Genomic DNA, 13663 nt, shown 5'->3' on the forward strand with positions numbered 1-13663 from the left:
ATCTGTACAAGCGATAGAAATAAAAAGGCGACCGGATGGTCGCCTTTTTATTTAACCTTATTTTTTTCAATTTGGGTACGATAGTGAATAATAGCCTCTTCCATTCTGGTTAATAATGGCTCAAAACCGGAAAAAGGTATGCTATGCTTTTTGGCCGATACTACTTTGGTCGCAAAAGTATTTTTACCATAGGAGTTTTTAGTATCGGCTTCTTGTTGGGGTGAGAATTTTCGTCCATCAACTTCAATATTTAGTGTTTCATGTGAAAAGAGATTTTCCATGAAGCTATCTCGACCATCAATAAGTGGCGTAAACACTATATATAAGTTTTTCTCAACATGAACAAAAGAAGAATCTTTTATGATTTTATTTGACTCGACTTTATCCTTTTTTAGTTCAGGGTAGAGAGGTTTATTATTTACAAGATATGAAATTAACTCTGTTGAACCAGAGTCGTTGTCCGCAACAATAATGACCGGTTGCGTTGCTGCTGGAGCTCGATAGTAAGAATAATCAGAACGGTATCTTTCTACAAAACGCTTTAGATAACTTGCTCCACCATATAAATCAAGGAGGTATCTAGTTCTCTTACTGTATTCTAAAAAGTTAACCAGGAGCTCATATTCTTTTTCATCAGTTTTTGCATTGGATAATAAGTCAAATTTTTCAGATAAACGTAGTATGGCTGCCTTGATATAAATGTTATCGGTTTTCCCTTCACATAGTACCGTTGGTTTATTATGGCCGAAGAAATACTTGTAAAATAAAAATCGACTGAAGGTTTTTTCTCTTACATTAAGTTTTTCTCTGTAGTTAAGTCCGTGGTTTCTCAGTGAAAAACGGTTATCTATAGGACCTTTTTCCTTTACGTTATTATATTTATCTATGTAATCAATGAAATTTAATCGGCCATCTAGTTCATAAAGAGTACCCGCAACCTCTTGTCCATTCTGTTCGCATTTTATGTATGAACCAGTTTGGAATAAGCTATGGCACATAGCTCTAGTGATTCTCCAGTAGTCACTTTTTATATTAACTTTTTTGTTTACAACCAAGCCAGTTACATCTTGTCTTGAATCCATTAACTGAACTCTGGTTTTCTTCTCATTTATTGTGAATCCATTATCAGTTATCTCTTTGGAAAGCCTTCTGCCGAGATGAATTTTGTTTTTATCTGCTATTGCAACATCTTTTGGAAATATATTTTCACGTGTTGAAAAGGTTATGTCATCTGCATACCTGGTATATGTACAGCTATTTTTCTTAGCAAGTTTAGCAAGTCGAATATCGACACTATGCATTATTAAATTTGTTATTACTGGAGAGCATGGACTTCCTTGAGGTAAAAAGTTTTTATAGCATGCTATTTGTGCAATAACAGTTGCAATATGTTCATGAAGCTCAAAGTGCTGGTTTTTTATGAAAAAACCTCTCACTCGACCGAAGTTAAATGATCCAAAGAAATCATTTAAATCTAAATTTAAAACATTTTTTTTATGAGTGTGGTTTTTTGCGTTTGTTATTATTGACCGATTTCTAAGGAAGGTGCGAACAAGTCCCTGATATGAGATCATGTTTGTCATCTGGAGCCATGGAACAGGGTTCATCATGAGTCATCAACTTACCTTCGCCGACAGTGAATTCAGCAGTAAGCGCCGTCAGACCAGAAAAGAGATTTTCTTGTCCCGCATGGAGCAGATTCTGCCATGGCAAAACATGGTGGAAGTCATCGAGCCGTTTTACCCCAAGGCTGGTAATGGCCGGCGACCTTATCCGCTGGAAACCATGTTACGCATTCACTGCATGCAGCATTGGTACAACCTGAGCGATGGCGCGATGGAAGATGCTCTGTACGAAATCGCCTCCATGCGTCTGTTTGCCCGGTTATCCCTGGATAGCGCCTTGCCGGACCGCACCACCATCATGAATTTCCGCCACCTGCTGGAGCAGCATCAACTGGCCCGCCAATTGTTCAAGACCATCAATCGCTGGCTGGCCGAAGCAGGCGTCATGATGACTCAAGGCACCTTGGTCGATGCCACCATCATTGAGGCACCCAGCTCGACCAAGAACAAAGAGCAGCAACGCGATCCGCAGATGCATCAGACCAAGAAAGGCAATCAGTGGCACTTTGGCATGAAGGCCCACATTGGTGTCGATGCCAAGAGTGGCCTGACCCACAGCCTAGTCACCACCGCGGCCAACGAGCATGACCTCAATCAGCTGGGTAATCTGCTGCATGGAGAGGAGCAATTTGTCTCAGCCGATGCCGGCTACCAAGGGGCGCCACAGCGCGAGGAGCTGGCCGAGGTGGATGTGGACTGGCTGATCGCCGAGCGCCCCGGCAAGGTAAGAACCTTGAAACAGCATCCACGCAAGAACAAAACGGCCATCAACATCGAATACATGAAAGCCAGCATCCGGGCCAAGGTGGAGCACCCATTTCGCATCATCAAGCGACAGTTCGGCTTCGTGAAAGCCAGATACAAGGGGTTGCTGAAAAACGATAACCAACTGGCGATGTTATTCACGCTGGCCAACCTGTTTCGGGCGGACCAAATGATACGTCAGTGGGAGAGATCTCACTAAAAACTGGGGATAACGCCTTAAATGGCGAAGAAACGGTCTAAATAGGCTGATTCAAGGCATTTACGGGAGAAAAAATCGGCTCAAACATGAAGAAATGAAATGACTGAGTCAGCCGAGAAGAATTTCCCCGCTTATTCGCACCTTCCCTAACAAAACCATGAGATAGTTTTGGTGTTATTTTCCTTTCTTTATTTATTTCATCTATACAGTCAAGTAGTAAAGCTGAAAGCCTAGATTGCAAATCTTTTAATTCTTTATTTGGTGCGTAAATTGTCCTAGGGTCGCCATTGCGTTTAGGTATTTCAAAAGATTTATATTTTAGTTCATCGCTGGTCAAATAGAGGGTTTTGGTAAGAAAGGAGGGGTTTACATCTAGTACTTTTGCAAGCATTCTCTTAGTAGTTGCTTGCTTTAATAAGGCCAGTCTGGACATTTTTTTGAAGTTAAAGTGAAGGCTTATGGGCACTCTTATGCACTTATATTCGGAATCGACACTGCGTCAATCCGCCAAATGGCGAGTCCTGTGGGACATTTTTTTCACTGATTGCGAAACACAATCCAAAATCTGCCCATAAGCCGAGGTGGACAATATCGCCATGTAATTTGAAAGTCAATAAGAACTTGTTTTTACTCACAGAAACTGGCCGTTAGATGATGTCGAAAAAGTTATTAATACTTCCTTCTTAAATAAGTTTTTGTGCATGCAGTTTGTTAAAACATATAAAGTACACGCTACCGCCCGTGGATTACAGCTTCCAATATGCCCCATTGACCCGCGTTGGCAGCAACCCATCGCAGCTCAACAGGTTCTGGACGGATATGGTAAGCCAAACGAAGCCGCTTTTACGAGTATCGGAAGTGATACAACCATCAAAACGTTATCGTTTTTTGAACCAGATCATCAAAGCGCATCACCAACTGCAACCAAAAGCGGCTAGGTGACAGTGACTTTGTTATCTTGGCGTCTGGTTCAAAGGGGAGGGCACCATGGTATCTCCCTAAAACATATTGCAGCGGGCATCCCAGAATCAGGAGTAATCAGATGGCGGTAAGAGTCCGATCCAGAAGAGAGAAGATTGGCAGTGGGCTCGGGCTGGTGATGGGGCTCATTGCCTTTAACCTGATCGCGCCCCTGCTCCTTGAAGCAAAAGAGATCTCGGATATGAACCGGATGATCGGGGCCATGGTCAGCGCAATGATCTGCTCCGAGCTGGGTGCCCGAATCGGCAAGTGGCTCGATACCAGGGAGCAGGCTAAATCCCCGGAGTAGGGGAAATCTGGGACACCCACCTTTTTGACAGCGGCGTAGCCCTGTACTTGGCTTGAGGTGTCACTGCCCAGGGGGTGAGCCATGACCATTGCCCGTTCACGTCAAATCAGTTTGCAGGATACGCCTTACTATCATGTGGTCAGTCGCTGTGTGCGGCGGGCGTTTCTGTGCGGGGAAGATGCCCACTCCGGCCAGAGTTACGAGCATCGGCGCCAGTGGGTAGTGGACAAGTTGGGCCAATTGTCGCGACTGTTTGCCATCGGTGTGTGTGCCTATGCGGTGATGAGCAATCACTATCACCTGGTGCTCAAGGTCGAGTCGGATACCGCTGCCAATTGGAGCGATCGGGAGGTGGCCGAGCGTTGGGCCAATTCTGGGACACCCATCTTTTTTGACCGCGTTCTACATCTGGTCTCGAGGTCGTCTGCTATTTCCCGCCAGACTAGGGAAGTAAACTACTGCCCGTGGATGACAGTTTCCAATATGCTCCTTTGACCAGCGATGACAGCATCCCATCGCAGTTCAACAGGTTCTGGATGGTTATGGTAAGCCAAACGAAACTGCCTGGGCGAGTTTTAACAAAGGAAATCTGGGACACCCACCTTTTTGTGTGGGGCGTAACGCCACCAAATCCCACGCTACCGCCCATGGATTACAGCTTCCAATATGTTCCATTGACCAGCGTGCGTATTCCGGCGAAGTTGAACAGCCATTCCGGCCAACGTGAACACCCTGATCCTTAACGCGCTCACGTCACCCCGTTTCTAACTCGAGTGTTCAGATTGGGTCAACTCACTTCTCCTCTTTCTCATCGATTCTCCCTTCAGTGACAGCCGGTGAGCGTTGTGCATCAGCCGGTCCAGGATCGCATCTGCCAGAGTGTTGTCCCCCAAGCTCGCGTACCACTCTTCCGTTGGCAGCTGACTGACCACGACCGTCGAGTATTTCCCGTACCGATCATCCATGATCTCCAGCAGGGCGTTGCGCTGCTCGGCATTCACCGCTTCCAGTCCCCAGTCATCCAGGATCAGCAGCTCTATCCTTGCCAGTTGACCCAGCAGTCTGGCGTAACTGCCATCTACCTTGGCCTGGCTCAGCTCAAGTAGCAGACGCGGCAGCCGGTAGTAACGAGTGCTGTGCCCCTGCTGACAGGCTTGGTAGCCCAGCGCACAGGCTAGGTAGGTTTTTCCGCAGCCACAGGGGCCGGTAATGAGCAGGTTCTGGCCCCGGCGCAGCCACTCTCCTTGGGCCAGGTTTGCCACCTGTGACCGCTCCAGGTTGCGTGCAGACTGGTAGTCCACCTCTTGCACCGTGGCCTGGAGTTTGAGCCTCGCCTGCTTGACCAGCCGAGCTTGTTTACGCTGCTCCCGGCTCAGTTGTTCGTGTTCGACCAGCAGGCTTAGCCGCTCGATGAAGGGCAGCCCTTCGTAGGTACTTGCCTGTTCCAGTTGTTGTTGCACGGCATCCGCCATGCCGGTCAGTTTCAGGTGTCTCAAGCGGGTCAGCGTTTGTTGGGTCATGGGACGTATCCTCTTTAGTGGAAGCTCTGGGGGCCACGGATGTTCTCGTGCTCTTGCGGTAACTCTGGGTAGCTCAGCGGGCTTGCGGGCAGTTGGTCGCGGCCACTGGTCAGCACCGACTTGAGCTGTTTGAGTCGCACCAGACCTTCCCGGTTGGCCAACTGGCAACAGGCTTCAACCCGTGATGGCGGATATTCCCGGCTAAGACTCAGCAGCCCCAGGCAGAGTCGGTATGCCTGCTCGGCATGGGCTTTCTCTTCCAACCGTTCGCTAACCCAGCACAAGGTGCTCGGTCCGATGTCAGCAGCCCACTGTTTAAGACGCCCTGGGGTCCAGCGTTGCTGCTTGCTGTGACGTTCCGGCATGTGCTCAGGGAGTGTGCTCATCCCCGGGATGGTTTTACGCGGATGGCTCGCGACCAGCTGTTGCTGGTGATAGACCTGAAGCAGTGTGTCGCCTGCATGGAGCTCCAGTTGCTGACCCACATACTGGTGTGGCACCGAGTAATGGTGCTGCTCATAGCTGACGTGATAGTCGATGTTGACCTTGACCGTTTTGATGGCGACATAGCGATAGGGATGCACCGGCAGTGGTCCCAGTGCCGGGCGGTCCAACTGCTCAAATGCGTCACGTCGGTTACCGGGCAGTTGCTTGAACGGACGCTCGTTGAGTTCGTTCAGCAAGGCACGGATGCACTGGTTGAGTTCGGCAAGCGAGAAGAAGGTCTGATGGCGTAGACGGGCCAGGATCCAGCGCTCGACGATCTGCACACCCACCTCTGCCTTGGCCTTGTCCTTGGGCTTGTAAGGACGAGCTGGCATCACCGCCACCTGATAGTGCTCGGCCAACTGCTGGTAGCTGGGGTTGAGCTCGGGATCGTATCGGCAAGCCTTGCTGACACCGCTCTTGAGGTTGTCGGGGATCAGCAGTGCCGGTGTCCCGCCGAAAAACTCAAAGGCACGGACATGGCTTTGCAGCCAGTCCGGCAGTGACTGTGACCAGGTGGCCTCGGCAAAGGTGTAGTTGGACGCACCGAGCACGGCGACAAAGACTTGTGCCTGACGGACCTCACCCGTAGTCGGCGACACGATGGGCACCGTGGGCCCGCAGTAGTCGATAAAGAGCTTTTCCCCCGCCTTGTGGATCTGGCGCATGGAGCGCTTTTGCAACTGACACCAGGACTTGTAACGGTCACAGAACTGGGAGTAGCTGTAACAGCTATTGGGATAGCGCTGGGTGTACTCCTCCCAGAGCAGCTGTTTGGAGACCCCCTTGCGCTTGAGCTCCTGATGGACAGAGGGCCAATCCGGCACAACATGGCGGGCCGAGATGGTGGTATCGGCCTGCGGATAGAACAGGGCAGCCAGTCGGCCATCATCAAGCTCGGTAGGTAAGGGCCAGGTAAGGCCGAGCGCCTGGGCACTTTTGAGGAGTTTCTGGATGGAGCCGACACTGACCTTGGTACAGATACTGATTTGGCGAACAGAGAGGTCAGCTTCCAGCCGCAGTCGCAGTACTTCACGAATTTTACGCATTGCAATCCTCTTGGCAGACATAGGCTCTTCCCTGGCAAAAGGGAGAGCGTATCAAAGGTTTTTAAATCAATGCGTTAAGGATGATTCCGGTGAATGTGAACAGTGATTCCGGGATGTTGAACACTGTTTCCGGAAAGGAGGGGCGAAGTGTTCAGGTTGAACCGGAATGAGCGTTCATATTGGTCCGGAAATGGTGTTCACGTTGAATCGGAATTGGTGTTCATGATCGGCCGGAATATGCACAGCGAGGGCAGTGATCCATCGCAGTTCAACAGGTTCCAGATAGCCACTGTAATGAGGGAGTTCTGGGACACCCACCTTTCTGTATGGGGCGTAACGCAACCAACTCCCACGCTACCGCCCGTGGATTACAGCTTCCAATATGCTCCACAGAAATCTGGGACACCCACCTTTTTGACACCCACCTTTTTGACAGCGACGTAGCCCTGTACTTGGCTTGAGGTGTCACTGCCCAGGGGGTGAGCCATGACCATTGCCCGTTCACGTCAAATCAGTTTGCAGGATACGCCTTACTATCATGTGGTCAGTCGCTGTGTGCGGCGGGCGTTTCTGTGCGGGGAAGATGCCCACTCCGGCCAGAGTTACGAGCATCGGCGCCAGTGGGTAGTGGACAAGTTGGGCCAATTGTCGCGACTGTTTGCCATCGGTGTGTGTGCCTATGCGGTGATGAGCAATCACTATCACCTGGTGCTCAAGGTCGAGCCGGATACCGCTGCCAATTGGAGCGAGCGAGAGGTGGCCGAGCGTTGGGCGGCGCTATTCCAGTGGCCGCTGCTGGTACGACGCTGGTATCAGGGGGAATCCCTGATTGAGCCTGAACTCGCTGTGGTTCAACAGGAAATCTGGGACACCCACCTTTTTGACAGCGGCGTAGCCCTGTACTTGGCTTGAGGTGTCACTGCCCAGGGGGTGAGCCATGACCATTGCCCGTTCACGTCAAATCAGTTTGCAGGATACGCCTTACTATCATGTGGTCAGTCGCTGTGTGCGGCGGGCGTTTCTGTGCGGGGAAGATGCCCACTCCGGCCAGAGTTACGAGCATCGGCGCCAGTGGGTAGTGGACAAGTTGGGCCAATTGTCGCGACTGTTTGCCATCGGTGTGTGTGCCTATGCGGTGATGAGCAATCACTATCACCTGGTGCTCAAGGTCGAGTCGGATACCGCTGCCAATTGGAGCGAGCGAGAGGTGGCCGAGCGTTGGGCGGCGCTATTCCAGTGGCCGCTGCTGGTACGACGCTGGTATCAGGGGGAATCCCTGATTGAGCCTGAACTCGCTGTGGTGCAACAACTGATAGGGCAGTGGCGGGAGCGGTTACATTCCATCAGCTGGTTTGTGCGGTTGCTCAACGAAAACCTGGCTCGGCAGGCCAATCGGGAAGATGGTTGCAAGGGCCATTTTTGGGAAGGGCGCTTCAAGAGCCAGGCCCTGCTCACCGAATCAGCCCTGCTGGCCTGCATGGCCTATGTTGATCTCAATCCGATACGGGCGGCGATTGCCGACCGGCCCGAGCAGAGCGATTACACCAGCCTCAAGCAGCGTCTCGATGGCGAGCAGTCCGCCGCCCCATTGCCGCCGTTGCTGTTGCCATTCGCGCACGAAGCGCGACCCGATAGCCTGCCATATACCTTTGCGGATTACCTGATGCTGGTGGACTGGACAGGTCGCGCCATCCGAGTGGACAAACGGGGCCATATCCCAGTTTGTCTTGCCCCCATCCTGGCGCGGCTGGGGTTGGACGAGGTGCGCTGGCTCAAGCAAGTGACGCTGTTTCGGCGCCAGGGTATCAGAGTGGTGGGTGACAAAGAGCATTGTCAGCAGTTTGCCTGGCACTGTGGCCAGCGACGGTGTCATCAACCATCCCTTTGAGTGATGAATGCTCGCATCATAACAACGTCCGGTATCGCGCCAGCCCCCCGCCTGTGTGATCGCATCTGAAGTGGCGTCATCAATGCCAAGACATTCTCTTTAATCCCCCGAGTTTCACAAATGCCATCACAAATGCTGGATGACGAGTTGTGCTGGGCGCTGGATGAGGGCTTTCTCCAAAAGATGGCTGTCTTGATAAGGCGCTGCTGTCGCAGATAAGAAGAGAAGGGTTAAGGAAGATGTACTATCGGCCCTCTGTTATCAGGCCGTTTTTTCACAACGCTGCGACACCGTGGGTGTTGCTTGAGCAGGTGATTTTTGCATCAGTGAAACAGAGTGGGTGATATGGTTCCTCCAATGGAACAATTCGTACACAAAGATGGCTGTCCCAAATAAAAAGGGAGCTTATCTTGCTCGGTCCATGGAGAAAGGGGGAGATGACGACGTCCCTTGGGGATCTTTTACGAGAGTCGGCAAGTATGGGGATCCACCTTTCGCTCGCATGATTAAACCTGATGCCAAGGGGCGGGTTGGCCGATATCTCGAATGGGGGCAGCGTTGGCAATAAATAACAAGGGCGACCAGTTGGTCGCCCTTGTGTGATGGGCAGAAGCGCGGGCTCTGCCTGTGAAGGTGACGGTTATTGCAAATCCGTGCTCAGGCTGGGGGCGCCGAAGTTCACCAGGGTGGCATGGGAGTGCTCGAAGTACTGTGACCAGAAGTCACCGAGTGCATCCATGGTCTTGCCGGAACGATAGGCGTGTTTCACCGCGTCGGTTACCAGCCCGGCGCCCGTGACGTAGACGCGAGCGCCTTGCAGATCGGCAAACAGCCCCTTGCTCTTGGCCTGCTTGAGCTCGTCACCGACATTGAGCTGCTTGATCTTGTTGGTGGCATAGAAGCTGGTGTAATCGGAGTGCTCCAGCATGTCCGAAATGAGGAACACGACGCGGTCATTGACGCCTTGCTCGGCCTTCATATCGTCACCCACCTTGCGCAGCGAGTTCATGATCTCGCTCTTGGGGATGTCCTGGCGGGCATCACGCAGTGCTTTCACGAACTGTTTGCCAAAGCCGTTACGAAAGACCTTGGTCTGCGTCGTCAGGCAGGTGTCCAGGCCGCGCAATTTGCGCATGCTGACATCGTCCCGGATCTCCCCTTCCAGCGGCATATCCAGTTGCCCCGCGTAGGCCAGGCGAAGGTATTCGCCAGGCAAGAAGGCGGAGAAGGTATAGAGCTTGACGCGATCGCCAGCCTGCACGAACCGCTCGATCTGCCCCCAACTGCTGCGTTGCAGATCGTCAGGCATCGGAATGGTCTGGTCGATGATGACCACCAGTTCGCGACCGGTGCCCGCAGGTTTGATGTCGGTCAGGCCATTGCGTTCATAGCAGCTCTGTATGTCGTTACGCTCGGCCGCCAACGCTGCACAAGGCAGCGTCAACGCCAGTAGCAATACCTGGGTGATCTTCACGATTAGGCACTCTGCTTGGTGGGAAAGAGGCCCAGGGTCTTGAGGGCCATCTGCTGTTCACGGATATCACGCAACTGCGCTTCGTCCACCCCCAGTGCGCGGCTGGCTGCTGCCAGACTCTCTTCGGGCAGGCCAGTGACATCATGGAAATCGGCGGCCTTGACGGCAGCGCCGGTCTGGCCGGGGGCGTCAGTGGTGGGCGGGAGAGCCGCCTCTGCCTGCGCAACAGCCGGTTGTACGGCGGGTGCCGGCTCGGCTTGCACTGTCGGTGCGACCTGGGGGGCCGCCTGAGGGGCCGGCTTGGGCGGCACGGTGCCTGCCTTGTACTCGATAAAGGCCAGGAAATTGCGATGGGCGGATTTCTCCCCTTCCAGCGCCCCCAGCACACCCGAGTTGGTATGGTCACGGCTCGACAACAGGGTCTGCAAGCGGCGGAGCTTGTCATCGGCATGGCTGGCAATGGCGGTGCGTTGCTGGTCCATCGCGTCCAGCATCTCTTCGGCGGTCGCGTATTCGTGTGTCAGACGCCAGGCTGTTTTGGAATGGGTGCCCGCAAAGTGGTATTTGCTGGCAAGCCAGATGCTGATCCCCTGGATGGCGATGTAGATGAGCGACAGCATGACGTAGGTGGTCAGGCTGGCCTCACGGATGGCCTGCATCTTGTCTTCGATGGTGGCCTCTTCCGCCTCGTTGTTGATGGCTTGAGACTCTTCCGGCAGATCAAACGGCGACCCCATGCTGCTGTCACTCTGTGCCGTTGTTTCGGCGCGCATGTTGTTGACCATCTCGGTTTCGATGCTGTCGAGGGTGGCTGAACGCACCACGAAGGCGCCCACGGCCATGCAGGCAACAAACGAAGCACAGACAATCAGCCAGACAAACTTGCGGCTGACACCTGAATTCACGTCTTTCAGGCGTGCCAGCAACTGCTCGTAGTCAGGTTTGTCAGAGTCCGAGAAGGAGTCTTCCAGATTGATGGCCTTGTTTGCCTTGAGGGTACGGGAGCGTTTTGAGGGCTCTTCCCCTTGCCACCAGTGACGCGCCCGGGCGATCAGGCTGTTGTGATGCAGGGAGTGTCCGGCCACTTCAGCCAGGAATGCGGATGCAACGGCGAGCAACAGAGCCGTCGCGGCTGCCAGCAGATGACGGTCATTGGTGGAGGCATCCATGTTCATCCAGCCTGCCAGCACATAGGCAAAGCCCATTGCCTCGACCAGCACCAGCACCAGCACCAGAGCAAGCACCCACGCCGGGCGCGGGGAGCGGCCGGCCTCTCCTGCCTTGGCAAGGTAGTCGAGGGAGGCGTTGTAGGCATCTGTCCCCTTTAAATGCTTCTTGTATTCGCGGTAGTACACATTCGACAGGGTCACTTCATGGTTGATCCATCCATCGCCATCGACCGAGGCCGGCTTGCGGGCGAGACGGGCCACTGTGCCGATCAGCGGCAGGCTGTGCCATACCCGGATCAGGAAGTAGGAGACATGCTCCCAATGCCGCCACACCACCACGGTGCTGACGAGGAATGAAACAATGCCAACGGTCAGCATCTGGTTGGCGAGGATCAGCGTCTTGAGCGCTGCCAAAGAAAAGTCTTCCACTAAGTTTCTCCGTTTTCTTATTTGGAATGGGTGGCGGGAATGGGCAGGTACGAAGCCACATAAGCCTCGGAACCTGCCGGATAGAACAGGGCTCCCTGGCTTACCTTGGCGTTGCCTTTGCTGAACACGAGGTCTATGCAGGACACCGACGCCTTGGGATCGCTGGTGAAGACGCGGTATAGCACCTCACTCTCGCCCTCATAGGTGTTGGCCACCGCCTTGAGGGTCTGGGGCTTCTTCTGATTCGAGGATTTGTAACCCTGAACGACTTGCAGGATCGGTTGACGATCGACCTGGGCGTTGTCACGCAAGATGGAAACCGGAGAGACAGTCACCAGGTGGCCGTTGACGGTATTGGCCCAGACGCGATTGTTATAGCCGGGCATGTACTCCTTGGTGGCATGGCGCGGGAGAGGCTTGTCGTCTGCCATGCTCAGTACCTGGCCTGCACTGCGTGGCTTATCTGCCTCACAGCTCGACATCGGCATGTCGCTTGCGTATGCGCTGCTGATCAGTGCAAAACCACTCGCCTTGGGTTTGATGTTCTGAGCCATGTTCCACTGATAGGTGCCGGCAGGCTTGCCGCCGAAGTCCACTGCGGCCTTGGCATTGGGCAGGGCCTTGGTCGTGCTGGTGTTTGAGGCGCTCTGCTTGGCGGCGGGTTGGCGAGGGGCGGTTTGCGACGTGGCCGCCACCTTGCTTGAACCGCTTGCGGACTGAGCCGCCGGTTTGGTCGCAGCCACACGCGGTTTGGCGGTATCGGAAGCCCCGTAACGCAGATAGCGGGTGTTGTTCTCTTCGGATTGGGCCCGCATGACCAGAGCCTGCTCGTTCGCCAGTTCTACAATTTCGACCCGGCGATTCTGACCGCGAAGCAAGGGGTCGCTGTTGTCTGCGATGGGACGCGACGAACCCGCGCCTTGATAGTAAATGGAAGAGGCCGGGATCCCCGATGCGACCAGGACCTTGCCGACGGCTCGCGCACGTTGCTCGGAGAGTCGCAGGTTGAGTTCTGCAGGGCCGGTGGCGTCACTGTGGCCGACGAGAAGGATACGGCGCTGATCCGAGGCGTCTGCGGCTGCGGGTTTGGCATAGAGCTGGGCCAGTTTCGTGACCACGCGCAGGCCGCTTTCTGTGAGCTGGGCAGAACCACTCGAGAACATGCCGGAATCGGGGATCTGGGCCACAAGGCCGGCGTCCTGAGGGACACCGGTCACTGCGGCTGGCTCGGCAACGGTCAGTTTCTCGGTAGCGATGTTGAGATTCTCTTCCTTTGCTATCCGGTCAAGCTCTTGTAGCCTGGACTGCCACATATAGCCTGCTGCGCAGCCCAGCGCCCCACCGAGGGCAACCCCCGCGACAGCCCCTTTTTTCCCGTTGATGGCGTAGCCCGCAGCCCCTCCTGCAATCATGCCAGCCCCACAAAGCACCGGCATGCCGTAATCCTTGCCGATATCATTGACCGTGGATTTGAAATTCTGCATCTGCTGAGAGCTGCAACCCACGGCGGCAATCAATACACAGCTGAGAGGTGCAAGACGAAACGATTTATCCATAGCGATTCCTTGCCATTTATATTTAATAGCGAGATTCAGACATGCCAGTGAGGCCAGAGAAAAGCGTCTTCGGGTGGAGTGAAATATCGACACTTGCTGATATAAGAGATATTAACGCGGGCTGATGTTTAATATCGGCGCCAGGCGTGCTCATTCTCGCAAGCGGCTGTGTCTGATATGTCCTGAGTGTCAGAAGAGGCAATTATCTATGCGGTTCAATAGGTATCGAGTGG

General features: G+C 53.7%; 10 protein-coding genes and 2 pseudogenes. 5 read left to right on the top strand and 7 right to left on the bottom strand.

The features are described 5' to 3' along the window. Window positions 1–47: 47 nt before the first annotated feature. Entirely contained in the window at window positions 48–1574 is a 1527-nt protein-coding gene (locus tag ACPW74_RS03665) for a retron Ec67 family RNA-directed DNA polymerase/endonuclease (protein WP_425858568.1), read from the bottom strand. 34 nt (window positions 1575–1608) lie between these two features. Between ACPW74_RS03665 and ACPW74_RS03670 the strand changes: the two genes are divergently transcribed. Further along, window positions 1609–2589 carry an IS5-like element IS5 family transposase gene (locus ACPW74_RS03670; RefSeq protein ID WP_026141915.1) on the top strand — a complete coding sequence of 327 codons (981 nt, stop codon included), beginning with the start codon at window positions 1609–1611 and terminating at the stop codon, window positions 2587–2589. A 37-nt stretch (window positions 2590–2626) separates the two neighbouring features. Here the strand turns inward: ACPW74_RS03670 and ACPW74_RS03675 are convergent, their stop codons facing one another. After that, a complete protein-coding gene (locus ACPW74_RS03675; RefSeq protein ID WP_279981651.1) occupies window positions 2627–2980 on the bottom strand; it encodes a hypothetical protein in 354 nt (117 codons plus the stop codon). A gap of 651 nt (window positions 2981–3631) precedes the next feature. On the opposite strand from ACPW74_RS03675, the gene ACPW74_RS03680 reads away from it, so the two are divergent. Then, the gene (locus ACPW74_RS03680; protein WP_279981649.1) at window positions 3632–3859 is read left to right on the top strand and encodes a hypothetical protein; all 228 of its coding nucleotides are present in this window, start codon (window positions 3632–3634) and stop codon (window positions 3857–3859) included. Window positions 3860–3940: 81 nt separating this feature from the next. After that, window positions 3941–4228 (top strand): annotated as a pseudogene (locus tag ACPW74_RS03685) (alpha-amylase family glycosyl hydrolase); the annotation flags it as partial. Between the two features lie 395 nt (window positions 4229–4623). On the opposite strand, the gene istB reads toward ACPW74_RS03685, so the two are convergent. Further along, window positions 4624–5379, bottom strand: coding sequence for an IS21-like element ISAs29 family helper ATPase IstB (gene istB / locus ACPW74_RS03690; RefSeq protein WP_000194037.1), 756 nt, complete (start codon window positions 5377–5379; stop codon window positions 4624–4626). Window positions 5380–5393: 14 nt separating this feature from the next. After that, a complete protein-coding gene (gene istA, locus ACPW74_RS03695) occupies window positions 5394–6935 on the bottom strand; it encodes an IS21-like element ISAs29 family transposase (RefSeq protein WP_001274811.1) in 1542 nt (513 codons plus the stop codon). A gap of 465 nt (window positions 6936–7400) precedes the next feature. Between istA and ACPW74_RS03700 the strand changes: the two are divergent. Further along, window positions 7401–7796, top strand: a pseudogene (locus ACPW74_RS03700) (alpha-amylase family glycosyl hydrolase); the annotation flags it as partial. 55 nt (window positions 7797–7851) lie between these two features. Beyond that, on the top strand, window positions 7852–8802 hold the full coding sequence (locus tag ACPW74_RS03705) for a transposase (RefSeq protein ID WP_279981646.1): 951 nt from the start codon (window positions 7852–7854) through the stop codon (window positions 8800–8802). 640 nt (window positions 8803–9442) lie between these two features. Here the strand turns inward: ACPW74_RS03705 and ACPW74_RS03710 are convergent. From ACPW74_RS03710 to ACPW74_RS03720, 3 genes are read right to left on the bottom strand one after another with little or no spacing between them, the layout of a single operon-like run. Beyond that, entirely contained in the window at window positions 9443–10276 is an 834-nt protein-coding gene (locus ACPW74_RS03710; RefSeq protein ID WP_042017295.1) for a hypothetical protein, read from the bottom strand. A gap of 2 nt (window positions 10277–10278) precedes the next feature. Continuing rightward, window positions 10279–11874, bottom strand: a complete 1596-nt coding sequence (locus ACPW74_RS03715) for a hypothetical protein (RefSeq protein ID WP_279981644.1) — start codon at window positions 11872–11874, stop codon at window positions 10279–10281. A 17-nt stretch (window positions 11875–11891) separates the two neighbouring features. Beyond that, window positions 11892–13430, bottom strand: coding sequence for an OmpA family protein (locus ACPW74_RS03720; protein ID WP_279981643.1), 1539 nt, complete (start codon window positions 13428–13430; stop codon window positions 11892–11894). Window positions 13431–13663 lie beyond the last annotated feature (233 nt).

Origin of the sequence: Aeromonas sp. INTO2, from assembly GCF_049860605.1 — a bacterium.
Lineage (GTDB): Bacteria > Pseudomonadota > Gammaproteobacteria > Enterobacterales > Aeromonadaceae > Aeromonas > Aeromonas caviae.